Origin of the sequence: Flavobacterium sp. H122, from assembly GCF_004959765.1 — a bacterium.
GTDB lineage: Bacteria > Bacteroidota > Bacteroidia > Flavobacteriales > Flavobacteriaceae > Flavobacterium.
On record NZ_SJZD01000002.1, the window covers coordinates 128,373 to 154,699 of the forward strand.

The window sequence follows — 26,327 nt, forward strand, 5'->3', positions numbered from 1 at the left end:
AGAATGTCAAGGAGATAAATTCTTATTTTTGATTGTCAAAATTATATGCCACGTGGAAAATTTATCTAAAATCGCCCGTTTTACATTACAATTTGTAAATCAGACCAACAAATCTGTCTTTCTTACCGGAAAAGCCGGTACAGGAAAGACGACGCTGCTAAAAGAAATTATAGCAACTTCCCATAAAAACACAGCTGTTGTGGCTCCTACCGGTATTGCGGCTTTGAATGCTGGTGGAGTAACCATTCACTCGATGTTTCAACTGCCGTTCGCAGCTTTTATTCCTGAATATATAAAAGATGAAGTAACCAATGGGAATTACCGTTTTGAGAGTAAAAGCTCTTTGGGAAGAATGTTTAAGATGGGCGCTTCAAAAAAACAGGTTTTAAAAAATCTGGAACTGCTGATTATAGATGAAGTTTCAATGCTGCGTCCTGATGTTTTAGATGCCATTGATTTTGTCCTGCAAAGCGTACGAAAATCAACGCAGCCGTTTGGAGGGGTTCAGGTTATGTTGATTGGTGATTTATGGCAGCTGCCACCCGTTATCAAACCGGAAGAATGGATGCAGCTGCAAAAGTATTATCAGGGCATGTTTTTCTTCCATGCTAGAGTCATGCAGCAAAATCCGCCATTGTATGTCGAATTGGATAAGATTTACCGTCAGGATGATGTTGCTTTTATCTCAATTCTGAACAATCTTCGGAATAATGTCATAACACCTTCCGATGTTTCTGTGCTTAATAAATATGTCAATCCGCAATTTGATATCAGGAAAAATTCGGGAACTATAGTGGTTACGACGCATAATGCTAAAGCCGATGCAATTAATAGAGAAGCGCTTGATGCTTTAACGGCCGAAAGTATTTTTTACAAACCTGAAATTGTAGCAGATTTCCCTGAAAAAATGTATCCGTTGGAACCAGCGTTGGAACTGAAAGTTGGCGCACAGGTTATGTTTGTTAAAAATGATCCTTCCATTGAAAAGAAATATTACAATGGGAAAATAGGTGTTGTCAAATCTTTGTCCGGTCAGGAGATTTTAGTTGAATTTCCCGAAGAGGACAAGACAATTGAAGTTGATAAATACATTTGGGAAAATATAGTTTATGAAGTAGATTCCAATACCAATGAAATTGAAGAAAAAGTAATTGGGACTTTTAGTCAGTATCCTTTAAAATTAGCTTGGGCTATTACCGTTCATAAAAGTCAGGGCTTGACATTTGACAAGGCAGTTCTTGATGTGGCTCAGGTTTTTGCGCCGGGTCAGGCTTATGTGGCATTGTCGCGGTTACGGAGTTTGGACGGATTGACATTGTTGCGTCCCATTCAATTGAATGGTATTGAATCGGATAGATCGGTATTGCAGTATGCAGAGAATAAGGCAGATGAAGTGCTGCTGGAAACAACTTTGACTGCTGAGACAAAACAGTATTTGTTGTCAGAGATTTTAAAAGGATTCAACATCCAGCAATTAACGCAGTCATGGCGGAATCATCTGTTTTCGTTTAAAGATGAATTACCTAATTCTCCTAAGCAAAAATTTAAACCATGGGTTGAGAAACAATTGCAATTGCTGACAGGATTAGCCGATACTTCTCAGAAATTTCTTTCGCAGCTCCATAAAATTGGAAATAGTGAAACCGTTGATCTGAATTTCTTACAGGAGAGATGCGAGGCGGGTTATCAGTATTTTTTCAAAGATTTAGACACTCTTTTTTCGGAGCTTTTACTCAAAATTGTTGAAGTGAAACAATTGAAAAAAGTAAAAACTTTTGCCGATGAATTACTGGAATTGGAAGAAGCATTGTTGAAATGTATTTTAGGACTGAAAAAAATCCGACTGTTGATTAGAAATACAAGAGAAGGAAAAGAATTGTCTAAAAAAACGATGGAAGCGGATGAAATTAAGCTTTATAAGATTAATAAAATAGCATCCTTATCGGAGCAGTTCAAGCAAATAAGCGGGTTTATTGATGATGGGAATAATACAGATTTCAGTCGTCAGACCAAGGCTAAAAGAAAAACTCAGGAAAAGAAAGAACCAAAAAAATCAACAATTGCCGAGACGTTTGATTTGTGGAAGCAAAATAAAACGATTCATCAAATTGCCGAAATTCGTAAATTAACACCGCAAACCATTTATAATCATTTTTCGAAATTGATAGGTACGGGTGAAGTCCTGCTTTCTGATCTTTTGACAAAGGATAAAATAACAGCATTGGAAGCGGCTTTTTCTGATTATAATGATGAAAGTTTAGGAGAATTAAAAGATAAATTCGGCGAACAGTTTACCTGGGATGAACTGCGTTTGTTTAAGGCAAACTTGGAAGTGAATGCTAAATAATAATTTTGTATCTGTCAGGTTTTTAAAACCTGACAGGTGCAGGAACATAAATAAATTTAAAAATGGGAATATTTACTAAAGAAATTTCAATTCGCTGGTCTGACCTTGACCCGAATTTTCATATGCGTCATAGCGCTTATTATGATTTTGGTGCACAGCACCGTGTTGAGGTTTTAGAAAATGAAGGATTAACATTGAGGGTAATGCAGGAAAACCACATAGGCCCGATTTTATTCAGAGAGGAATGTATTTTCAGAAAAGAAATCCGTTTGGGAAATAAAATTACCATAAGTACCAAAATAGGGAAAATGAAGGCTGATGCTTCAAGATGGACAATTGTTCATGAGTTGAAAAATGAAAAAGACGAATTGTGTGCTGTCATTTCAGTTGATGGAGCCTGGATGGATACTAAATTGAGAAAACTGGCAAGCCCTACACCGCAAATTGTTCAGGATGTTATGAATGCATTTCCCAAAACTGATGATTTTGTTTTACTATAATCATAAAGCTATGGAATATACTTTTAGAATAAACACTTTGTCGCGAAATGTTTTCCTTAAATATCTTGAAGGGCATTCGTTGGATGAATTAAATAAAATTCCTGAGGGATTTAGTAATAATCTAATTTGGAACATTGGGCATGTCATAGTGGTACAACAAATGTTGGTCTATAAACTGTCTGGATTGCCTATGATGATTTCAGATGATATGGTAACTAAATATATGAAGGGAACAAAACCTGACGGAAATGTTACTCAAGAAGAGGTTGAGGAGCTTAAGATTCTCCTTTTTACTACTTTAGAAAAAACGCAAAAAGATTTTCAGGATAGTATATTTAAAGAATATAAGGAGTTTACGACTTCTGCTGGATATACGGTTACAAATGCTCATGATGCTATGGAATTCAGTAATTATCATGAAGGATTGCATACTGGTGTTGTGATGCAAATCAAGAAGTTTTTGTAGAGACTTTTTCCTGATAGAATCATTCTTAAAGAATAATAGTAAATTTGTATTCTAAAAAAATAAAATAATGAAATTCAATACAAAGGCAATACATGGTGGACAACACCATGAAAAAGTAACTGGAGCAGTAATGCCTCCGGTATTTCAAACATCCACTTTTGCTCAGGTATCTCCAGGGCAGCCGGTTGGCGAATATGAATACAGCCGCGCGGCAAATCCTACGCGCCAGGCGTTGGAAGATGCTTTGGCTTCAATAGAAAACGGAGCAAGGGGATTAGCTTTTGCATCAGGTTTGGCAGCAACCGATTGTTTGCTTCGTCTTTTTAAGGCAGGTGATGAAATCATTGCTATGGATGATTTGTATGGCGGAACGTACCGTTTGTTTACCCGTTTGTATAAGGACAGCGGCATCAAATTTCACTTCGTGGATATGAACGATTTGGACGGTTTTCAAAAATTGATTAATGAAAATACAAAGTTGGTTTGGGTTGAAACGCCTACAAATCCACTGATGAAATTAGCAGATATAGCTGCTATTGCGCAAATCACTAAAAAGCATAATATTTTATTTGCGGTTGATAATACATTTGCGACACCTTATCTTCAAAAGCCATTGGATTTAGGAGCTGATATCGTAATGCACTCGGCTACTAAATATTTAGGAGGACATAGTGATGTAATTGCTGGAGCATTAGTAATTAAGGATAAAACTCTTGGTGATGATTTACACTTTAAGCAATTTGCAACAGGGGGTACATTAGGGCCAATGGACAGCTTTTTGGTGTTACGCGGAATCAAAACACTTCACTTGCGTGTACAACGTCATTGCGAAAACGGTGTAAAAGTGGCTGAGTTTCTTCAGAATCACCCAAAAGTAGAAAAAGTGTATTATCCTGGTTTGGAAAATCATCCGTTTCATGAAATTGCCAAAAAGCAAATGATTGGTGGTTTTGGGGGTATGGTAACGTTTACTTTCAAATCTGGAACAAAACAAGATGCTGTTAGCTTCCTTGAAAAATTAAAAGTATTTACTCTTGCGGAATCACTAGGTGGTGTAGAATCATTAGCTAATCATCCTGCTTTAATGACACACGCTTCAATTCCAGAAGATAAAAGAAAAGAAGTAGGAATCACAGATGATTTGGTTCGTTTAAGTGTAGGTGTGGAAGATGCTGATGATTTAATCGAAGATTTGAAACAAGCATTAGCATAAAATAAAAACCCCCGAACGATTATTCAATTCATTCGGGGGTTTTTTCTTGTATCTTTTCTTATTTGATTAATCAAGGTAATAGATATATCCAAAGTTTAACCAGACATTCCAGTCGTTGGCCTTGTTTTCTTTGTACAAATCAGGATTAGGGTTTAAACCATCTACCCAGTTGTCAAAATAATACTGCCAGCGCAAGTCCACAACTAAGTCTGAAAGCGGGCTCAGTTTATATCTTGTGCCGATACTTGAAACAATAGACCAGGTGCTTCCTCTGTCATTTGAAAAACCATGGGGTTTTCCTTCAGAAGCATCCCAATACTTATAGTAAACGCTGTCTGGATTTAAAAGAGATCCATCGTTAAATGTTGTGTAAACTTCAGGTTTGTAAAAACTGTATTGGCCACCTAAACTTACATATGGCGCCCAGCTTCCTGTAGATGCAGTGAAATTTCGGATGCTGAAAGGATAGTATTCCAGCTGCATCCCAATGTTTGTAACAGCAGTTGAACCCTGCATGCCTCTCAATTGCTGGGCCTCGGTTGAAGTTTTGTCCGGATCTACCCAATGACCAAAATGATTGAGATTTGTCTTGTTGTAAGACAGCTCTGATCTCACTTTGAAATGATCATTAAAATAAGTTTCCGGTGTGTAACAGTTACAATCAGCACGATATGAGAAATTCATATAATGAACAAGACCGATACCTAAACCGGTATTTCCTTTATTAGTGTCAAAATCGTGACGTTCACCATAGTCTGACTGAAATGCGACAGGACCGGTAATTATACCAACCTCATGTGAAAATCCTAGCTGTGCAAAAGTAGAATTAGCCTGAGTTACTAAAAAAAGTATTAAAATTCTAAATAGTTTGGGCATAAAATGTTTGTTTAAACCTTTAAACAACAAATATATAAAAACATCATTCACTTGGAAAGAAAATATAAAAAAATAAAGTTTTATTAAATAATTTACATAAAGTTTGTTTAATAAACTATATGTAAATTATTTAGATAAATGTATATTTGCTCCTCCAAACGAAAACGTTTTCACAACGTATATAAAATTTAAAATTATGTCACCAAGTATTAATGCTTTTGTCGAAGCAGTTGCAAAAAACAATCCAAATGAGCCTGAGTTTTTGCAAGCAGTTATGGAAGTTGCAGAAACTGTAATTCCTTTCATTGAAAAAACCCCAAAATATCAAGGAAAAATGTTGCTTGAACGTATGGTAGAGCCAGAAAGAGTAATGATGTTCCGTGTAGCTTGGGTTGATGATAAAGGTCAAACACAAGTAAATAAAGGATACAGAATTCAAATGAACTCTGCAATTGGTCCTTATAAAGGAGGTTTACGTTTTCACCCTTCAGTTAACTTAAGTATTTTGAAATTCCTTGCATTCGAGCAGGTATTCAAAAATTCCTTGACTACATTGCCGATGGGTGGTGGTAAAGGAGGTTCCAACTTTGATCCAAAAGGTAAATCGGATACAGAAATTATGCGTTTCTGCCAGGCATTCATGACTGAATTAGCGCGTCATATTGGTGCTGATACTGACGTTCCAGCTGGTGATATCGGAGTTGGTGGCCGTGAAGTTGGTTATATGTATGGTCAATACAAAAAATTACGTAACGAGTTTACAGGAGTGTTAACTGGTAAAGGAATTACTTTTGGTGGTTCATTAATCCGTCCTGAAGCAACTGGTTACGGGGATGTATATTTCGCACAAAATATGTTGGCTACTAAAGGACAAAGCTTCAGCGGTAAAACGGTTGTGGTTTCAGGTTCTGGTAACGTAGCGCAATATGCTATCGAAAAAGCAACACAATTAGGAGCAAAAGTAGTTACTGCTTCTGACTCTTCTGGATATATTTATGATGCAGATGGAATTGATGCAGATAAATTAGCATACATCATGGAGATTAAAAACGTACGTTACGGAAGAATCAATGAGTATGTTGCAAAATATCCAAATGCTAAATTTGTTGAAGGGAAACGTCCATGGGAAGTGAAATGTGATATTGCATTGCCATGTGCTACTCAAAACGAATTAAACGGTGAAGAAGCTCAAGTGTTAGTAAATAACGGATGTATCTGTGTTGCTGAAGGAGCTAACATGCCTTCAACTCCGGAAGCAGTTGAGGTTTTCTTAAAAAATAAAATTTTATTTGCACCTGGTAAAGCATCAAATGCAGGTGGTGTAGCAACTTCAGGTCTTGAAATGTCTCAAAATTCATTACGTTTAAGCTGGACAAGAGAAGAAGTGGATCAAAGATTACAACGTATCATGAGTGATATTCATGAAGCTTGTGTTACTTACGGTAAAGACAGCAACGGATATGTTGATTATGTAAAAGGAGCAAATATTGCCGGTTTCGTTAAGGTTGCTGATGCAATGCTGGCGCAAGGTGTAGTATAATTCCAATACCAAAATATATACTATTTAAAAGCACCCGAAACGGGTGCTTTTTTATTTATGTAACAAAAATTTTGAAAACACGTTTTTAAACTATATTTGCTGAAGAAAATATATTTGTCATGAGAAAATTATTGCTTTTTCTTATTTGTTTCTGTTTTGTTAATACCATTGCTCAAAATAATGAGCAATGGCAAGGCTACTTTTCTTATAACAATGTAAAAGATATTGTAGCAGGTGATGGAAAAATTTTTGTGGCAGCAGATAATAGTTATTTTATAAAGGATATTTTGACAAATGAAGTTAGAAAAATAACTACTGTAGAAGGTCTTTCGGGGGATAGTATTACCCGAATGCACTATAGCGCTCAATATAAAAAAATTATTATCGGACATTCTAATGGATTGATAATTGTTGTGAATGAAACTGATGGCAGTATGTTTTCATTAATGGGGATTGTAGAGAAACCAACGATTCCGATTGATAAAAAAAGAATTAATCATTTTGAAGAGTTTAACGGGAAAATCTATATTTCAACCAATTATGGAATAACCGTTTTGGATTTAAATACATCACAATTCGGTGATACTTATTTTATTGGTCCTAACGGGAGTAGTATCGAAGTTTTTCAAACAGCAGTTTTTAATGATACGATTTATGCAATTACTAACAATTACGGTCTGTTGAAAGCTAATGTCAGCAACCCTTTTTTGATTGATTATAATCAGTGGACTATGGCTGCCTCAGGCTCATGGAAATTGATAGAAACAACTCCAAATAAAATATATTTGATTAATATAGAAGGCTCAATATTTGAAATAGATGCCGCAAACAACTTAATTGCTAAGTATTCTTTGCCTCAAAGCCCAAAAGACTTTAAAATTTCAGAAAACAATTTAATTGTTACAGAAAATAATTACATTCAGATTTTTGATGAGTTTTTAAACAAGACTTTTGAAATTGATAATTCTGTTTTACCGAATTTTATTTTTTCAACAGCAATTGTTTTGAGTGATCAAATTTATATAGGAACAGAAAATGATGGATTAAAAACCTGTATGAAGTCATCAAATATTGTTTATGAAGATCTAACTCCTGATGGTCCTGTATTGAATAAAATATTTAAAATTAATAAAACAAATTCTAATTTATGGGCTGTTTATGGAGGATATACTAAGCAATATAACCCATATACATATTGTTGCGGCAGACCAAGTGAATATGGAGTAAATAAATTTGATGTAAATAAGAAGTGGAATGTGATTTCTAATCAGGAAATTATGGGAATTAAAGCTGTAAGTAGTGTGGTTGAAAACCCAATAAATGAAAATGAAGTATACTTTGGTTCCTTTTTTTCAGGGTTGTTAAAAATGGAGAATGACTTACCTCAAGTTTTATACAATCAAACAAATAGCACACTGGATGACGATCTGATTCCAAACGTAACACTTGTAAATTCGTTGAATTTTGATTACGAGGGTAATTTATGGTTAACAAATAGCAGGGTAAACAATGCTGTAAATGTTTATAAAAAAAATGGGGAATGGGCCAGTTATTCTTTACAAAATATAACGAATAGACCTTCGGACGATAGTTATTCTTCATTAGTTGTAGATAGAAATGGAACAAAATGGATTGGTTCCTACAGGAATGGAGTCATAGCATTCAATGAAAAGCTGAATAAATTTATCGTTATTAATTCTAACCTGGATGGAGGCGGCTTGCCAGACAATGATGTAAGAAGTTTAGTAATAGATAATAATAATCAACTTTGGATTGGTACTTTTTCCGGGTTAAGGGTTTTGCCCAATATTAATAGTTTTTTAAATGAAACTAAGTTAAAAACAAAACCTATAATTATACTTCAGGATAATGTTGCGCAAGAACTCTTCTATAGATTTAATGTACTTGATATAGCTTTGGATGGTTCAAATTATAAATGGGTATCCGCTGAAAACTCCGGGGTATATTTAGTGTCTCCTGACGGTCAGAAAACAATTCATCATTTTACAAAAGACAATTCTCCATTACCAAGCGATAATGTATTGGATATAGATATTGATAACAAGACTGGTGAGGTTTTCTTCGCTACTGATAAAGGATTGGTTTCATTTAAAGGGGTGAGTACAGCAGGAACTTCTGATTATTCAAATACATACGTATACCCTAATCCATATAGGCCTGAACATAATAATGGAGTTAAAATTACAGGGTTGAAAGATAAAAGTAATGTAAAAATAACCGATATAGAAGGAAATTTGGTTTTTGAAACCATTTCTGAAGGAGGCACAGTCGAATGGGATACAAGATCATTTAATAAAAAATTAGTGTCTTCCGGTGTTTATATGGTAATGATTTCGGATGAAGAAGGGTTGGATACGGGAGTAAAAAAAATTATGATTATTAGATAAGAGTTTTGGAAAATAATAATAGTTTTAATTTTTTGCGTTTTATAATGGCCAATATTATTATGTTGGCACATTTATCCGAATTATCAGAGTCTGAAGAATTGGCTTTTTTATTAAGCTTCTGCAAATCTTCTTTAGGAGTTAGTGGTTTTTTTATTATCAGTGGTTTTCTAGTTGCTAAGAGTTATTCGAAATCGAATGATTTAAAAAAATATTTCATTAAGAGGACCAAAAGAATTTTTCCGGCATACATATTTGTTTTAATGTTTTTTGTTCTGGTTCTTTCTTTTTTCTCCGTTTTAGGTTTTACGGATTTCTTCCTGAATATCGAAACATATAAATATATTTTTTGGAATCTGCTTTTTTTAAACTTCATGCAGCCATGTTTACCAGGGGTTTTTGTGGATAACTTTAATTGTGCTGTGAACGGGTCATTATGGACCATGAAAATTGAAGAAGGTTTTTATATTGTACTTCCTTTGATTTTTTATTTAATGTATAAATTAAGGAAAAAAAATGCTGTTTTGGTATTTATATACATCATGTCGGTTTTATATACTTATGTAATGCTGGATGTATATAATAAGCCTTTGCTGGCAAAACAACTTCCGGGTAAATTGGCTTATTTTGTTGTTGGTATTTTTATTTATTTGAATTTTAATAAGTTTATTATTAAAAAATGGCTCTATTTAGTTCTTGCTTTAATTGTAATGATGCTTGAAATATCTTTTGTGTCTGTAAACGTGTTTTTTCCTTTGGTTTTTGGTACAATAATACTTTTTTTAGCGTATAGTGTTCCTTTTTTGAATAACTTCAGTAAAAAATCAGATTATACATATGGTATCTATTTATTTCATTATCCAATAATTCAAATTTTTGCTTATTTGAAATTATTTGATAAAATCAACCCTTTCGTTTCATCTGTAAGTATTATAATCTTGGTTTATTTTTTTGCGTACATTTCATGGCATTTAATTGAGAAGCGTTTTTTAAACCGTACTAATTAATTACCGGATGCTGGTCAAAACCAAAGCTATTGTCCTTAGTGCTCTGAAATATCAGGAAAAATCTTTGATAGTAAAATGTTTTACCCAGTCGGAAGGTTTAAAAAGTTATTTTGTACCTAGCGCTTTTTCAACTAAAAAATCGAGTCAGCGAATTGCTTATTTTCAGCCGTTAAATATTCTTGAAATTGAAGCCAATCATAAAAATAAAGGCTCGTTAGAACATTTTAAAGAAGTAAAGATTTCTGTGCCTTATCAAACATTAAACCTTGAAATTGTTAAAAGCACCATCGTTATTTTTCTTTCAGAAGTGCTGCATCATGCTATAAAAGAAGAAGAAAAAAATGAGCCGCTTTTCACGTTTTTGGAAACGGCCTTAATTTGGCTGGATACACACGATGAAATCGCTAATTTTCACATCATTTTACTGCTTGAAATCACAAAATTTTTAGGTTTTTATCCTGACGATTCCGAAATGGATTTGCCTTTTTTTGACATAGTTGAAGGTCATTTTGCGCTTCATCAATCCATGAACTGTATTAACATGCAGGAAACGCTTTTGTTTAAAAAATTATTGGAGTTAAAATTTGACAGTTCACAAAAGTTTTTTACAGCTTCAGAACGTCAAACATTGCTTAAAATCCTTTTAGATTACTATGTAATTCACTTGGTTGGATTCAAAAGACCAAAGTCGCTTGAAGTTTTAAAAGAGGTTTTCTCATAATATTTGGTTTTCTTTTAGAATACGCCTAGAATTTTAACCATTTTTTACCTTTCTTTCTTTGGCTATTGCCTTATAAATCACTACTTTCGCGGATTGATTTTATAAAACGACTCTAATAATATGAATTTCAACGAATACAAAGGACTTGACTTGCCTACAGTAGCATCTGAAGTGCTTGATTTTTGGAAAAAAAACAATGTCTTTGAACAATCTGTAACTTCTCGTGAAGGAGCTGCGCCGTATGTATTTTTTGAAGGACCTCCTTCAGCAAATGGATTACCGGGTATTCACCACGTGATGGCGCGAGCGATTAAAGATATTTTTTGTCGTTATAAAACTCAAAAAGGTTTTCAGGTAAAGCGTAAAGCAGGTTGGGATACGCACGGATTGCCTGTGGAATTAGGTACCGAAAAAGAATTAGGCATCACCAAAGAAGATATCGGGAAAACTATTTCCGTAACCGAATACAACGAAGCATGTAAGCGTACTGTTATGCGTTATACAGACGTATGGAATGACCTTACCGAAAAAATGGGGTATTGGGTAGATATGGAGGATCCGTATGTGACGTACAAATCTAAATACATGGAATCGGTTTGGTGGTTACTAAAACAGATTTATGACAAAGATTTATTGTATAAAGGATATACGATACAGCCATATTCGCCTAAAGCAGGAACCGGTTTATCATCACATGAGGTGAATCAGCCGGGTTCATACCGTGATGTGACGGATACGACAATCGTAGCCCAGTTTAAAGCCATCGAAAGTTCATTGCCTGATTTCTTAAAAGGTTTCGGAACGATCCATTTTATGGCTTGGACAACCACACCTTGGACGTTACCAAGTAATACCGCATTAACAGTTGGTCCAAAAATCGATTACGCATTGGTGAAAACCTTCAATCAATACACGTTTGAACCAATTAATGTGATTTTGGCAGAAAACCTGATCGGAAAACAGTTTGGGAGCAAATATTTCTTAGCTGAAACCGAAGAAGATTTCACTAATTATAAATCCGAAGATAAAAAGATACCGTATAGTATAGTAAAGGTAAGTAAAGGTGCCGATTTAGTAGGTATCAAATACGAACAATTATTGCCTTGGGCATTGCCATATCAAAATCCTGAGAATGCTTTCAGAGTAATTTCTGGTGATTTTGTTACTACCGAAGACGGTACGGGTATTGTTCACACAGCACCAACTTTTGGGGCTGATGATGCGAAAGTAGCTAAAGAAGCTACTCCAGAAGTGCCACCAATGTTAGTATTGGACGAAAACGGGAACCCAGTTCCTTTGGTTGATTTACAAGGAAAATTTGTAACACAATTAGGTGATTTTGGTGGGAAGTACGTTAAAAACGAATACTATAATGATGGCGAAGCGCCTGAAAAATCAGTAGATGTTGAAATCGCTATTCAGTTAAAAGAAGAAAACAAAGCCTTCAAGGTTGAAAAATATGTTCACAGTTATCCTCATTGTTGGAGAACTGACAAACCAATTTTATACTATCCATTAGATTCTTGGTTCATCAAAGTAACTGAGGTTAAGGATAGAATGTTCGATTTAAACGAAACGATCAATTGGAAGCCAAAAGCAACTGGTGAAGGACGTTTCGGTAATTGGTTAAAAAACGCAAATGACTGGAACTTATCTCGTTCACGTTATTGGGGTATTCCATTGCCGTTATGGAGAAATGATGAAGGAACAGAAACACTTTGTGTAGGCTCAGTAGAAGAATTATACAACGAAATCGAAAAAGCTGTTACAGCTGGTTTCATGATCGAAAATCCATATAAAGGATTCGTGATTGGTAATATGGAAGAAGCTAACTATGACTTGGTTGATTTACATAAAAACATAGTAGATAACATCGTTTTAGTGTCACCTTCAGGAAAGCCAATGAAACGTGAAAGCGATTTGATTGACGTTTGGTTCGATTCAGGAGCAATGCCGTATGCACAATGGCATTACCCTTTCGAAAACAGAGAGTTAATAGATCAGAATAAAGCATTCCCTGCTGATTTCATTGCAGAAGGAGTAGATCAAACTCGCGGTTGGTTCTATACGTTGCATGCTATCGGAACTTTGGTTTTCGATAAAATAGCGTATAAAAATGTGGTGTCAAACGGATTGGTATTAGATAAAAACGGACAAAAAATGTCGAAACGTTTGGGTAATGCTGTAGATCCTTTTGAAACATTGAAAGAATACGGACCCGATGCGACGCGTTGGTACATGATTTCAAACGCAAACCCTTGGGATAATTTGAAGTTTGATATCGAAGGAGTAGCTGAGGTTCGTCGTAAATTCTTTGGAACTTTATATAATACCTATTCGTTCTTTGCGTTGTATGCAAACATTGACGGATTTAAATATGCTGAAGCAGAAGTGCCTTTAGCAGAAAGACCTGAAATCGACCGTTGGATTCTATCAGAATTACATACATTAATCCAATTGGTTGATGAAGCCTATGCAGATTACGAACCAACAAAAGCAGCTCGTGCCATTTCTGATTTCGTTCAGGAAAACTTGAGTAACTGGTACGTTCGTTTGTGTAGAAGAAGATTCTGGAAAGGTGAGTACGGAACTGATAAAATTGCAGCATATCAAACGCTTTACACGTGCTTGATGACGGTTGCAAAACTATCGGCACCAATCGCTCCGTTTTTTATGGACAGACTTTATAAGGACTTAAATGAGGCTGCAAATGCCGAAAAATATGATAGTGTGCACTTAGCTGAGTTTCCAAAATTTGTTGAAAATTTTGTTGATAAATCACTGGAAAGCAAAATGTTGAAGGCGCAAACGGTTTCGTCATTGGTGTTGTCACTTCGTAAAAAGGAAATGATAAAAGTACGTCAGCCACTGCAAAAGGTAATGATTCCGGTACTTGACGAGGTACAGCGTGCTGAAATCGAGGCGGTCTCCGACCTTATAAAAGCGGAAGTAAACGTAAAAGAAATACAGCTTTTAGACGATGCTTCGGGCATATTAGTAAAGCAGATTAAGCCTAATTTTAAAGCTTTAGGGCCAAGATTTGGGAAGGATATGGGGTTGATTTCCAAAGAAATACAGGGTTTCACGCAGGAACAGATTGCAGAAATCGAGAGAAATGGTAAGATTTCTATTGTTATTTCAGGAAATAGTGTTAATTTAACATCTCAAGATGTGGAAATTTCTTCACAGGATATTGAAGGTTGGCTGGTAGCTAATTCAAACGGTATAACAGTAGCATTGGACATAACGATTTCCGATGAATTGAGAAAAGAAGGTATCGCTAGGGAATTAGTTAATCGAATCCAAAATATTCGTAAAGATTCAGGTTTTGAAGTGACGGATAAGATTAAAGTAACCATGCAGCATGATGGGGAAATTCAATCAGCTGTTGAAGCTAATCTGGATTACATTAAATCAGAAACCTTAACGGAAGAACTGGCTTTCACAGCAAGTATCGAAAATGGTACGGAAATTGAGTTTGATGAACTAAAAACTAAAATATTAATTTCAAAATAGAAATTATGGTGGAAGAACAAATTAGATATTCTGATGCAGATTTAGCAGAATTCAAGGAATTAATTCAAAGAAAGCTTGAAAAAGCCAAAACCGATTTAGACCTTATAAAAAGTGCTTATCTAAATGATTTGAATAACGGTACTGATGATACATCGCCTACATTCAAAGCATTTGAAGAAGGAAGCGAGACTATGTCAAAAGAGGCTAACTCGCAATTAGCTATCCGTCAGGAAAAATTTATCCGTGATTTAAAAAATGCATTAATCCGTATTGAAAATAAAACGTACGGAATATGTAAAGTTACCGGTAAATTAATAGCTAAAGAGCGATTGAAATTAGTTCCTCATGCGACTATGAGTATCGAAGCGAAAAACCTGCAAAAATAATTTTAGCGAAATATACTACTGAACGCTCCTTTTTGGGGCGTTTTTTATGCAATAATGTGTATTTTTGTCTTACAAAAGTGAAAAAATGAATCTGAAAAAAGCTTACCTGGTTGTAATCCTGGTCTTATTAATAGACCAAATTTCAAAAATTTATGTAAAAACTCATTTTATGCTGCACGAAGAAGTTGTGGTCACAAACTGGTTTAAATTTTTGTTTGTTGAAAATGAAGGTATGGCTTGGGGTGTTGAATTGCCGGGGATTTATGGGAAATTAATTCTGACTTCTTTCAGAATTTTAGCTGTGGGTGGAATTGGATACTGGTTGTGGCTTTCTGTTAAAGAGGAAGCTTCCGGATTGCTTATATTTGCTATATCTTTAATTCTGGCAGGTGCCTTCGGAAATATTTTGGATTCTGTTTTTTACGGAGTAATTTTTGACCATAGTGAAGGACAGGTGGCAACTTTGTTTACTGATAAACCTTATGGAAATTGGTTTTACGGTAAAGTGGTGGATATGTTTTATTTTCCTATTTGGCAGGGTAACCTACCTAATTGGATTCCTGTCTTTGGCGGAAAATATTTCACGTTCTTTAATGCCATCTTCAATGTAGCCGATGTGGCCATTTCAACAGGTGTTGGAATATTAATTGTGTTTAATAAAAAAGTTTTTGGAAAATAAGACTTTACTTTATAAAAATTAAAAAGACCTCATTTGAGGTCTTTTTTTAATTATGTCCGGGAGCATGATTTCTTGCGCTTCTTTCACCTGTTATTTTTTTAGCTTGTCCGGGCGGAAGCCTTTTTTGCTTTACCACCACAGTCCTTCTAGGGTGATGAACACTTACGCAGTTTGAAAATGAAACTGCCAACAGTAATAAAAATGTAAAACTTAAAGTCTTACTTAAAGTTATTTTTTTCATAAGTTAGGTTTTTTGGGTTTGGCTAATATAAATTAAAATTTATAAATAGCATAAGGAGTAACACAAAAATCTAACTTAATATCATTTTCAAATATATCTTCAATATTTTCTTCGGGATCAAAGTACGAAAGGCCTATTTTAATGGTTTCAGGCTTGCATTCACTTAAAAATTTATCATAAAACCCTTTTCCGTAGCCGGTACGGTGCCCTTTTTTATCGTATGCCAGAAGCGGTACAAATACCACTTCAATTTTATTTGCCGGAACTTCAATGCCGTCAACTGGTTCCGGAATACCATAATCATTGGTTTTTATTTTGGTGTTATCAGTCAATAGATAATGTGTCATTGAAGTATCTTCAAAATTGGATTTTGAAATTATAACTTCTTTATCTCTGCCTGCTAAAATCTGAAGGATAAATTCGGTGTTGATTTCTTTTTGATTTTCTATTGGTAAAAACAAATGAAAATACGTTTTATCCCAAATAGGCAAATCAATGCAAAAATTTGCGATAGCTAAACTATCGTTCATGATTTCATCAAATGTGAGTTGGTTTCTTAAGGTTTTGTATTTTTTACGTAAATCAGATTTTAACATGTAAGGTTTCCTTTAAATCGACTATAAAAGTACTCAAATCATCGACTTCTACATGATCCATAATCACAATTTTGTACCATTCATTTGTTTCGTCGTGTTTTTGAGGTACCAGATTGTATTTCTCTTCCAGATCTTTCGGTACGTTTTTAGCCTCTATGGTGACAATATTCATGTATGGCTCACGGTAATAACCCACATTAAGTCTGCTTAACTGCTCACATAGCCAGTTGGTACGCATCTGCAGCACGCTGATTTTTTCAAACCATCCAAAAGGACCATAGGTAAACAAAATCATCCAGACTGCAACCGCATTTGACCCGCTTCGGCTGCCGCAAAGGGTCAGATCCATTCCTTCAACATATTCGGCTTCTTTGGTCAATACATTTTCAATCAATCCTTTACGGCATACAAAAACGCCTGTTCCATAAGGAGCCTGCAGCATTTTATGTGCATCTATGGTTATGGAACTGATTTTAGGATTCTCAAAATTGATGGTATTTTTTTTATTGCTGAAAGGATATACAAAGCCACCATAAGCCGCGTCGATATGCAGTTTGTAGGTTAGTCCGTGTTTTTCTAAAACGGTGATGTAATCCTCAGGGTTGTCTACGGTTCCAAACATTGTTGTACCCATATTGGCAACTGCAATACAATATTTTTTGCCGTTTGCTTTAGCTTTAGCAACAATCTCCTCCAAATGTTGAAGGTTTATTTTTCTGGATACAGTATCCACCTTTACCGGATAACGGTTCAGTAGTAATAAATTGGCTCCTTTAGGGATAGAATAGTGGGTGTCTTCGGAAGCAAAAATGGCAATTTCATCCGGACGGGCGTTATATTCGTTTATAAATAAATTACGATACATCCACATAGCCTGAATATTGGCTTCGGTACCTCCGGAGGCAATATAGCCGTCATAGGAATCCGGAACGGCTTTAAAAATATCTACCGCAAGTACTTTTAGTACCTCACGTTCTATTTCCTGAGTACCGCTAAAAGCTTTTTCTGAAGAGCCAATGGTGTGGCAGCCAATGTTGTTTGGATTGGCTACATAGGCCTTAAGCGTAGGAGCGTCTTTTAAAAAGGGAGCATCACTGTTAAAAACCCTGTTGTCCAGCTTTGAGGCAGGATAGCCTAACGAGATGTCTTTTTCGAAATTCACATTATCTGATAAGGCACTTTCAATACGTTTCTGACGTTGTTCCTGCGTAAGTTTTTTCCAAGTAATCATAGCTGATAAATTTTATTAAAACTAAAACCTTCCTGTTTATTAAAAAATGATAATTGTTAGGTTTAGTTACTTTGGATACAATTTGTAAATTTGAAAAACAATCTGACACTATTCATGACTATTCCTTCTTTAGACCTTCAAATACAAACTTTGCCTGATAAACCGGGTGTTTATCAGTACTTTGATAAAGAAGGAAAGATATTGTATGTAGGTAAAGCCAAAAATTTAAAAAAAAGAGTTTCTTCTTATTTTAATAAGATTCATGACTCAGGAAAGACAAATGTCCTGGTCAAAAAAATTGTTGAGATTAAGCATATTGTTGTGCCAACAGAAACCGACGCGCTTTTACTGGAAAACAACCTGATAAAGAAACTGCAGCCCCGATATAACATCAATTTAAAAGACGATAAAACGTACCCGTGGATTTGTATTAAGAATGAACCTTTTCCCAGAATTTTTCCAACCCGGAGAATGGTTAAAGACGGATCGGAATATTTTGGGCCTTATACCAGTTTTAAAACGGTAAATACTATTTTGGATTTAGTGAAAGAGCTTTATCCACTGCGGACCTGCAACTACGATTTAAGTCAGGCAAATATTCGTTCCGGAAAGTTTAAAGTATGTCTTGAATATCATATAGGCAACTGTAAAGGTCCTTGCGAAGGATACGAAACCCAGGAAAATTATCACAATCAGGTCAATGCAATCCGTGAAATTCTCAAAGGAAATTTCAAAGAGAGTCTGAAAAATTTTAAAAAGCTGATGAACGATTTGGCGATGGATTTAAAATTTGAAGAAGCTCAAAAAATCAAAGACAAAATTGAAGTTCTGGAGAATTATCAGTCAAAATCAACCATCCTGAACCCGAAGATTACCAACTTGGATGTTTTTTCGATTGTTTCAGATGAAGCTATGGCATATGTAAATTTTTTACAGATTTCCCACGGAGCCATAGTACGCTCGCATACAATGGAAATCAAGAAAAAACTAGATGAAACAAATGAAGAAATTCTTGAGCTGGCCATTGTAGAATTACGGGAACGTTTTCATTTGAACGCAAGAGAGATTGTGGTTCCTTTTGAATTGGATCTGGGAGAAAAAATAACGGTTACCGTTCCTAAATTAGGCGATAAGAAGCAGATATTGGATTTATCGGAACGCAATGCGAAATACTATCGTCTGGATCAGTTGAAACAGATAAAAATTGTAGACCCTGATCGACATACCAACCGAATTATGGCGCAGATGCAAAAAGATTTGCGACTTTCTGTTGAGCCTAGGCATATAGAATGTTTTGATAACTCGAATATTCAGGGAACCAATCCTGTATCGGCTTGTGTAGTATTTAAAGACGGAAAACCAAGCAAGAAAGATTATCGCCACTATAATATAAAAACAGTTGAAGGACCTAATGATTTTGCTTCGATGGAAGAGGTTGTGTATCGCCGTTACAAACGCTTGTTGGACGAAAAGCAGTCTCTGCCGGATTTAATTATTATTGATGGAGGAAAAGGCCAATTGTCATCAGCTTTAAAAAGTCTTGAAGATTTAGGACTTCGTGGAAAAATAGCTATTATAGGTATTGCAAAACGATTGGAAGAAATCTATTATCCGGGTGATTCAGTACCGTTGTATTTGGATAAGAAATCGGAAACTTTAAAAATCATCCAGCATCTTCGTAATGAGGCACACCGTTTTGGGATTACTTTTCATCGTGATAAGCGGAGCAAAAATGCTATTCAGTCTGAACTTGAATTAATTGAAGGAATTGGAGAAAAAACAATAGAAATGTTATTAAAACATTTCAAAAGTGTTAAAAGAGTTAAAGAAGCGTCAGAAAAAGAAATTTCTGAGGTGGTAGGTCTTTCAAAAGCCAAAAAAATTTCCGAATTTTATAAGAAAATTTAGACATATGTATTTTAAGGCAAAAGCCAATAGTTTTAACCCAATAGCAAAAGTTAATATATTGCAGCGCAATTTTTTTTTACTTTTTCTAACTATTGCCTGTTGTCTGTTGCCTGATGATTTGTCAGCGCAGGATTCTAAAAAAAAGCCAAAAATCGGATTAGTGTTGAGTGGCGGCGGTGCTAAAGGTCTGGCTCATATAGGTGTGTTGAAAGAGATAGAACGTGCTGGCATTAAAATAGATTACATAGGTGGTACCAGTATGGGAGCCATCATAGGAGGCTTGTATGCCTGCGGCTATTCTGCAGATGAGCTTGATTCGATATTTAACTCGGCAGATGCTGATGCCATTCTTCAGGATAATATTCCCAGAGGAAATAAAACGTTTTATGAAAAATACAATGATGAGGTATATGCTTTGACATTGCCTTTTCAAAATTTAAAGGTTTCTTTTCCCAAAGGATTTTCAAAAGGGCTTTATAATTATAACCTGCTCAGTAAATTAACGCACAAGTATAGAAATGTCAATGATTTCAGTCAGTTGAAAATTCCTTTTTTGTGTATTGCTACTGATGTGGAAACAGGCGAAGAGATTGTGTTGAAAAAAGGCAGTCTTCCTTTGAGTCTTACGGCTAGTGGAGCCTTTCCCTCGCTGTATTCTCCTGTTGAAATCGATAACCGTTTTCTGATTGATGGCGGTGTGACCAATAATTTTCCTGTAGAGGAAGTAAAAAAAATGGGTGCCGACATAATTATTGGTGTTGATGTTCAGGATGATTTAAAGGATATTAATACGATATCCGGAGGTACCGGTGTATTGGCACAGATTTCAAATTTCAGGACTGTTGAGGCTATGAACCGGAAAAAGAAATTGGCAAACATTTATATAAAGCCTGATATTAAAGGTTTTTCGGTTATTTCTTTTGATCAGGGCAAGGAAATTATCCAAAACGGAGTGGATGCTTGCAAGCCCTTTGTGGAAGCATTTGAAAAATTGGGTTCAAACTATAAACCGGAAAAAAATTCTTTCTCTGAGGAAAAAATTTTAGTAAAAGGAATCCAGATAGAAGGTTATAAAAACTATACCAGACCCTATTTTTTAGGAAAAATTAGGGTTTTCCCAGGAAAAAAAATTACGTATTCTGATCTGCAGTCAGGATTAAACAATCTAAATGCGACACAAAACTTTTCATCCATAAATTACAGGCTTGTAGGGAATGAAGAAGGAGATGATTTATTTCTTAAAGTAGTTGAAAATCCTGTTAAAACATATTTGAAATTAGGACTGCATTATGATGAATTGTTCAAATCAAGTGCTTTGCTGAATATTACCAAAAAAAACCTTCTTTTTAAAAATGATTTAGCCTCCCTTGATTTTATTCTGGGAGATAACACCCGTTACAATATTGACTATTACATTGACAATGGTTTTAAATGGAGTTTTGGACTGAAATCCAATTTTGATCAGTTTTCCAAAAACAGTAAAACAGATTTCAAGGGGGGGCAGCTTTTAAATGCATTAAACAGGAATTCAATTAATCTGGATTATTTAGTGCTTTCAAACAGAGCGTATTTGCAGACACTTTTTGTTCAGAAGTTTTTAATGGGTGGCGGTTTGGAACATAAATTTGTTGATATTACTTCTGATGCGGCCGGTTCTATAGATAAATATATTGATAGGAGCAATTATTTTTCTGCTTTCGGTTTTTTGAGATTTGATTCTTTTGATAATAAATATTTTCCAAAAAAAGGCTGGTATTTTTTTGGCGACTTCAACAGTCATTTCTATTCCACGGATTATGCAGATGATTTTCAGAAAATTTCAATGTTTATGGCTGATATGGCCTACGTTAAAACTTTTTGGAACAAAGTATCTGTCAAAGTGCAGACCGAAGGAGGATTTACCGTAGGAGAAAATCAAAATCATATAAATGATTTTGTGTTAGGAGGTTATGGCTTTCACCGTTTTGGTTTTTTCAAACATTTTTACGGTTATGATTTTCTTTCATTAAGCGGCGACAGTTATGTAAAAGGAAGTATTACCGCAGATTATATTTTTTATAGAAAACATCATTTAAACTTTACTGCAAATTATTCAAACATAGGCCAGAAAATATTCGATAATAAGGAATGGATCACAAATCCTAATTATTCAGGGTATGGTTTTGGGTATGGTTTGGAAACACTTATAGGTCCTATTGAAATCAAACATACATGGTCTCCTGAAACCAGAAAACATTTTACCTGGTTCAGTATTGGTTTTTGGTTTTAAATTTCTAAAATTGTTAAACATTTAATATTAAGTGTTTTTTTGCTCTATTTATATATAAAAAACTCTATTTTTGGCAATCTATAAACCAAACTATAATTTTTTATGTCTATTTGGAAAAGAAAATCAATAACGCAACTTCTTTCAGAGGCCGACGAATCTGAAAAAGGGCTTAAAAGAACTTTATCCTCTAAAGCACTTGTGGCTTTAGGTATTGGTGCCATAATAGGTGCCGGATTATTTTCACTTACGGGTATTGCGGCGGCAGAAAATGCCGGCCCGGCGGTAACTTTATCATTTGTATTGGCAGCTGTAGGCTGTGCTTTTGCTGGATTATGTTATGCAGAATTCGCGTCTATGATTCCGGTTGCCGGTAGTGCTTATACCTATTCTTATGCTACCATGGGTGAGTTTATGGCTTGGATCATTGGTTGGGATTTGGTTTTAGAGTATGCTTTGGGTGCCGCGACAGTTGGCGTTAGTTGGTCAAGATATTTTTTAGAGCTTTTAAATAAATTCGGAATTCATTTACCGCACAATTTAATATGTTCTCCCTGGGAATCATTGAAATTAAGTGATGGTACAGTAATAGAGGGGGGAATCATAAATTTACCTGCGGTTGTAATTGTTTCTTTACTTTCATTACTGTTAATAAGAGGAACAAAGGAATCTGCGAATATGAATAACTTCCTGGTTATTTTAAAAGTTTCGGTAGTTATTTTGTTTATCGTTTTAGGATGGGGTTATATAGATGAGGCAAATTATTCGCCTTATATTCCTGAAAACACGGGTACTTTCGGACATTTTGGTTGGTCAGGTATTGCTCAGGGTGCGGCTACAGTATTCTTTGCTTTTATTGGTTTCGACGCGGTTTCTACTGCAGCTCAGGAAGCTAAAAATCCTCAAAAAGGTATGCCTATAGGTATTTTAGGTTCACTTGTTGTTTGTACAATTTTATATGTACTTTTTGCTCACGTAATGACCGGTTTAGTACCTTATCATGAATTTGCAGGTGATGCAAAACCTGCCGCTACAGCATTTGCTAAAACACCTTATGGGTTTTTACAAACAGGTTTAATTGTAGCTATTTTAGCAGGTTATACTTCTGTAATGCTGGTAATGTTAATGGGACAAAGCCGTGTTTTCTATACCATGAGTAATGATGGTTTACTGCCAAAATTCTTCGGAGCAATTCATCCAAAATTTAGAACTCCTTGGAAAACAAATTTATTTTTCATGGGATTTGTGAGTATTTTTGCAGGCTTCGTACCTGTGTCAGATCTGGGTCATATGGTTAGTATTGGTACTTTATTGGCATTTGTTCTGGTGTGTATAGGAGTGTTGGTGATGCGTAAAAAAATGCCGGAAATACCAAGAGCATTTAAAACACCACTAGTGCCTTTTGTACCTATTGCTGGTATTGTGGTTTGTTTAGTGTTAATGTATTCATTGCCGCTTGAGAGCTGGATGCGACTTTTTGTATGGATGGGATTAGGAGTTTTAGTCTATTTCATGTACGGTAAAAAGAATAGTAAACTTAATGATGAGTAATATAAAGGAAAGCGACTTTTAAAGTCGCTTTTTTTATTCTGTTTTTTTTACGAAATTTGTAGTCATGGAACCTATTTTTAGAGGCTTATTAGCGCATTTGAAATTTCTCATCAAGAGGAATCCTGAGTGATTAATGTTTTTTTGATTTAAAAAATACAGTTTATTGTTCGTAACTTTAAACTGATAAACACATAAACTTTTTAAACAAAAAGAAATGCCTATATATCATAAACTTGGAAAAATTCCACACAAGCGTCACATACAATTCCGTAAAGAAAACGGAGATTTGTATTATGAACAGCTTTTTGGAACTATTGGATTTGATGGAATGTCAACCAATATGTACCATGAGCACAGACCTACTATGGTCAAGGAAATAAAAGGACAATATTCTGTTGCGCCAAAAATTGCTAAATCCAATAATATTCAATCCTATCGCCTGAGAGGTTTTCAGGTGGATCCGCAGGACGATTTTTTAGAAAGCAGAAAAATTGTTTTGACCAATTCAGATTGTCATATTGTACTTGCAGCACCAAGAAAATCTACTACAGATTATTTTTATAAGAACACTGATTCCGATGAAGTTGTTTTTATTCACCGGGGAACAGGAAAATTAAGAACCATGCTTGGAAATCTTGATTTTAAATACGGTGACTATCTTGTTATTCCCCGCGGAATGATTTATAAAATTGATTTTGATACAGAAGATAACCGTTTGTTTATCGTAGAGTCGCACCGCCCTATCTATACTCCTAAAAGATACAGAAACTGGTTTGGCCAATTATTGGAACATGCTCCTTTTTGTGAAAGAGACATCCGTCGTCCGGAAGAATTGGAAACATATAATGAAAAAGGTGACTTTTTGATTAAGATTAAAAAGAAAGACGAAATTTTTGATATGGTCTACGCCTCACATCCTTTTGATGTGATAGGATATGACGGTTACAATTATCCGTATGCATTTTCAATACATGATTTCGAACCAATTACAGGCCGAATTCACCAACCGCCTCCGGTGCATCAAACTTTTGAAACTGATGCTTTTGTAATCTGTTCGTTTGTGCCAAGATTGTATGACTATCATCCTGAATCAATTCCTGCGCCATATAATCACAGCAATATAGACAGTGATGAAGTGTTGTATTATGTTGATGGTGACTTTATGAGCCGTAACGATATTGAAGCAGGGCATATTTCATTGCATCCTGCCGGGATACCTCACGGACCGCATCCAGGAGCAACCGAAAGAAGTATTGGTAAAGTGGATACACAGGAATTAGCAGTTATGGTGGATACCTTTAAGCCTTTGATGGTTACTGAAGAAGCTATGAAAATAGCCGACGATAAATACTATCAGTCTTGGTTAGAGTAATAAAAATAAGCACAACTTTAGGACATTTAATTGTCTGTTAAAATATAGAATATCATGTCACAGGAAATAAAATCAGTAGAATACGGATTAGAAAAAATTTTTGAAGGCGCACAGGATTTCCTTCCATTGTTAGGAACAGATTATGTTGAGTTATACGTAGGAAATGCAAAACAGGCGGCTCATTTTTACAAAACGGCTTTTGGTTTTCAGTCATTGGCATATGCCGGATTGGAAACAGGAGTGAAAGACAGAGCATCTTATGTTTTAAAGCAGGATAAAATCCGTTTAGTGTTAACAACGGCTTTAAACAGTGATTCACCTATTGGGGAACACGTAAAAAAACACGGTGATGGTGTAAAAGTCATTGCGCTTTGGGTGGAGGATGCCCGTTCGGCTTTTGAAGAAACTACAAAACGTGGTGCAAAACCGTTTTTTGAGCCAACAGTTGAAAAAGATGAAAACGGTGAAGTAGTACGTGCGGGTATTTATGGTGCGTACGGAGAAACTGTATTCATTTTTGTTGAGCGAAAAAATTATAATGGAATCTTTTTGCCAGGATACAGCGAATGGAAGTCTGATTATAATCCTCAATCTGTTGGATTGAAATACATTGACCACATGGTTGGTAATACAGGTTGGAACAGAATGAATGAAGCAGTAAAATGGTTTGAAGATGTGATGGGATTTGTAAATTTCCTTTCATTTGATGACAAGCAGATTACTACTGAATATTCGGCATTGATGTCTAAAGTAATGTCAAATGGTAACGGACGTATCAAATTCCCAATTAATGAACCGGCTGAAGGAAAAAAACGTTCTCAAATTGAAGAATATTTGGATTTTTACGAAGGAGAGGGTGTACAGCACATTGCTGTAGCGACTGATGACATCATCAAAACTGTTGCAGATATGCGTTCCCGCGGGGTTGAATTTTTGACGACACCACCGCAGGCGTATTATGATGCAATTCCGGAAAGATTAAAAGATCACATGTCTAAATTTAAAGAGGATATTAATGAGCTTCAAAAGTTGGGGATTATGATTGATGCGGATGAAGAAGGTTATTTACTGCAGATTTTTACTAAACCGGTTGAAGACAGGCCGACTCTTTTCTTTGAAATTATCCAAAGAATGGGAGCGCGTGGATTTGGAGCTGGAAACTTCAAAGCATTATTTGAATCAATTGAAAGAGAGCAGGCTTTGAGAGGAACTCTTTAATTTTAAGAATATTTTAATAAAAAAGCAGAATAGGTGTCTTATTCTGCTTTTTTTTATTTAAATCGGCCTCTAAATCAGTGATTTGGTAATTATGGCAATTGTTTTTTGTTAAGTATTTCTTAATAAAAATGAATTTATGTTGAATTATTTCTAAACGACAACGTTTAAGTCACCTATGTTTTGATAAAAATATGTTAAAGTTGGTTTTTTGTTATAAATAATTCAATTCTTGATATATCTTTGCATTGCAATTGAGAGGGGTGGTTCCCTTTAGATTGAATAAATTTT

At 35.2% G+C, this 26,327-nt stretch carries 20 protein-coding genes; 16 read left to right on the forward strand and 4 right to left on the reverse strand.

Features of this window, described 5'->3' with window-relative positions:
• Nucleotides 1–52: 52 nt before the first annotated feature.
• The 4 genes from EZM65_RS04125 to EZM65_RS04140 all read left to right on the forward strand — a co-directional run bounded on the left by EZM65_RS04125 (nucleotide 53) and on the right by EZM65_RS04140 (nucleotide 4,526).
• Nucleotides 53–2,347: a helix-turn-helix domain-containing protein gene (locus EZM65_RS04125; protein ID WP_136667276.1), complete on the forward strand. Its 2,295-nt coding sequence runs from the start codon at nucleotides 53–55 to the stop codon at nucleotides 2,345–2,347.
• Between the two features lie 62 nt (nucleotides 2,348–2,409).
• Nucleotides 2,410–2,847, forward strand: a complete 438-nt coding sequence (locus tag EZM65_RS04130) for a thioesterase family protein (protein ID WP_136667277.1) — start codon at nucleotides 2,410–2,412, stop codon at nucleotides 2,845–2,847.
• On the forward strand, nucleotides 2,828–3,313 hold the full coding sequence (locus EZM65_RS04135; protein ID WP_248574821.1) for a DinB family protein: 486 nt from the start codon (nucleotides 2,828–2,830) through the stop codon (nucleotides 3,311–3,313). The genes EZM65_RS04130 and EZM65_RS04135 overlap by 20 nt, the downstream gene beginning before the upstream one ends.
• A gap of 67 nt (nucleotides 3,314–3,380) precedes the next feature.
• Nucleotides 3,381–4,526 carry a cystathionine gamma-synthase gene (locus EZM65_RS04140; protein WP_136667278.1) on the forward strand — a complete coding sequence of 382 codons (1,146 nt, stop codon included), beginning with the start codon at nucleotides 3,381–3,383 and terminating at the stop codon, nucleotides 4,524–4,526.
• A gap of 66 nt (nucleotides 4,527–4,592) precedes the next feature.
• On the opposite strand, the gene EZM65_RS04145 is transcribed toward EZM65_RS04140, so the two are convergent.
• Nucleotides 4,593–5,402, reverse strand: a complete 810-nt coding sequence (locus tag EZM65_RS04145) for a glutamate dehydrogenase (protein ID WP_136667279.1) — start codon at nucleotides 5,400–5,402, stop codon at nucleotides 4,593–4,595.
• A gap of 196 nt (nucleotides 5,403–5,598) precedes the next feature.
• Between EZM65_RS04145 and gdhA the strand changes: the two genes are divergently transcribed.
• From gdhA to EZM65_RS04180, 7 genes are all read left to right on the forward strand, one after another.
• Nucleotides 5,599–6,942 carry an NADP-specific glutamate dehydrogenase gene (gdhA, locus tag EZM65_RS04150; RefSeq protein WP_136667280.1) on the forward strand — a complete coding sequence of 448 codons (1,344 nt, stop codon included), beginning with the start codon at nucleotides 5,599–5,601 and terminating at the stop codon, nucleotides 6,940–6,942.
• A 119-nt stretch (nucleotides 6,943–7,061) separates the two neighbouring features.
• Nucleotides 7,062–9,350, forward strand: a complete 2,289-nt coding sequence (locus tag EZM65_RS04155) for a two-component regulator propeller domain-containing protein (RefSeq protein WP_136667281.1) — start codon at nucleotides 7,062–7,064, stop codon at nucleotides 9,348–9,350.
• Between the two features lie 5 nt (nucleotides 9,351–9,355).
• The gene (locus tag EZM65_RS04160) at nucleotides 9,356–10,354 is read left to right on the forward strand and encodes an acyltransferase family protein (protein WP_371682985.1); all 999 of its coding nucleotides are present in this window, start codon (nucleotides 9,356–9,358) and stop codon (nucleotides 10,352–10,354) included.
• Between the two features lie 7 nt (nucleotides 10,355–10,361).
• Nucleotides 10,362–11,075: a DNA repair protein RecO gene (gene recO / locus EZM65_RS04165; RefSeq protein ID WP_136667283.1), complete on the forward strand. Its 714-nt coding sequence runs from the start codon at nucleotides 10,362–10,364 to the stop codon at nucleotides 11,073–11,075.
• A 120-nt stretch (nucleotides 11,076–11,195) separates the two neighbouring features.
• Nucleotides 11,196–14,591: an isoleucine--tRNA ligase gene (gene ileS, locus EZM65_RS04170; protein ID WP_136667284.1), complete on the forward strand. Its 3,396-nt coding sequence runs from the start codon at nucleotides 11,196–11,198 to the stop codon at nucleotides 14,589–14,591.
• A gap of 5 nt (nucleotides 14,592–14,596) precedes the next feature.
• The gene (locus EZM65_RS04175) at nucleotides 14,597–14,977 is read left to right on the forward strand and encodes a TraR/DksA C4-type zinc finger protein (protein ID WP_136667285.1); all 381 of its coding nucleotides are present in this window, start codon (nucleotides 14,597–14,599) and stop codon (nucleotides 14,975–14,977) included.
• An 85-nt stretch (nucleotides 14,978–15,062) separates the two neighbouring features.
• Nucleotides 15,063–15,656 (forward strand): lipoprotein signal peptidase, encoded by a 594-nt coding sequence (locus EZM65_RS04180; protein WP_136667286.1) that lies wholly within the window; start codon nucleotides 15,063–15,065, stop codon nucleotides 15,654–15,656.
• A 46-nt stretch (nucleotides 15,657–15,702) separates the two neighbouring features.
• On the opposite strand, the gene EZM65_RS04185 is transcribed toward EZM65_RS04180, so the two are convergent.
• The 3 genes from EZM65_RS04185 to EZM65_RS04195 are packed head-to-tail and all read right to left on the reverse strand — an operon-like array spanning nucleotide 15,703 to nucleotide 17,724.
• Nucleotides 15,703–15,897 (reverse strand): hypothetical protein, encoded by a 195-nt coding sequence (locus tag EZM65_RS04185; RefSeq protein ID WP_136667287.1) that lies wholly within the window; start codon nucleotides 15,895–15,897, stop codon nucleotides 15,703–15,705.
• Nucleotides 15,898–15,929: 32 nt separating this feature from the next.
• On the reverse strand, nucleotides 15,930–16,493 hold the full coding sequence (locus EZM65_RS04190) for a 5-formyltetrahydrofolate cyclo-ligase (protein WP_136667288.1): 564 nt from the start codon (nucleotides 16,491–16,493) through the stop codon (nucleotides 15,930–15,932).
• Complete coding sequence (locus EZM65_RS04195; RefSeq protein WP_136667289.1) at nucleotides 16,480–17,724, reverse strand: pyridoxal-dependent decarboxylase; 1,245 nt, start codon at nucleotides 17,722–17,724, stop codon at nucleotides 16,480–16,482. The genes EZM65_RS04190 and EZM65_RS04195 overlap by 14 nt, the downstream gene beginning before the upstream one ends.
• A gap of 114 nt (nucleotides 17,725–17,838) precedes the next feature.
• On the opposite strand from EZM65_RS04195, the gene uvrC reads away from it, so the two are divergent.
• The 5 genes from uvrC (at nucleotide 17,839) to hppD (ending at nucleotide 26,039) form a co-directional block, all read left to right on the forward strand.
• Nucleotides 17,839–19,632: an excinuclease ABC subunit UvrC gene (gene uvrC / locus EZM65_RS04200; protein ID WP_136667520.1), complete on the forward strand. Its 1,794-nt coding sequence runs from the start codon at nucleotides 17,839–17,841 to the stop codon at nucleotides 19,630–19,632.
• A 4-nt stretch (nucleotides 19,633–19,636) separates the two neighbouring features.
• Nucleotides 19,637–21,901, forward strand: coding sequence for a patatin-like phospholipase family protein (locus EZM65_RS04205; protein ID WP_136667290.1), 2,265 nt, complete (start codon nucleotides 19,637–19,639; stop codon nucleotides 21,899–21,901).
• 102 nt (nucleotides 21,902–22,003) lie between these two features.
• Nucleotides 22,004–23,449: an amino acid permease gene (locus EZM65_RS04210; protein WP_211196192.1), complete on the forward strand. Its 1,446-nt coding sequence runs from the start codon at nucleotides 22,004–22,006 to the stop codon at nucleotides 23,447–23,449.
• A 214-nt stretch (nucleotides 23,450–23,663) separates the two neighbouring features.
• Nucleotides 23,664–24,821 carry a homogentisate 1,2-dioxygenase gene (locus EZM65_RS04215; protein ID WP_136667291.1) on the forward strand — a complete coding sequence of 386 codons (1,158 nt, stop codon included), beginning with the start codon at nucleotides 23,664–23,666 and terminating at the stop codon, nucleotides 24,819–24,821.
• A 54-nt stretch (nucleotides 24,822–24,875) separates the two neighbouring features.
• The gene (gene hppD / locus EZM65_RS04220; protein WP_136667292.1) at nucleotides 24,876–26,039 is read left to right on the forward strand and encodes a 4-hydroxyphenylpyruvate dioxygenase; all 1,164 of its coding nucleotides are present in this window, start codon (nucleotides 24,876–24,878) and stop codon (nucleotides 26,037–26,039) included.
• Nucleotides 26,040–26,327: the final 288 nt, after the last annotated feature.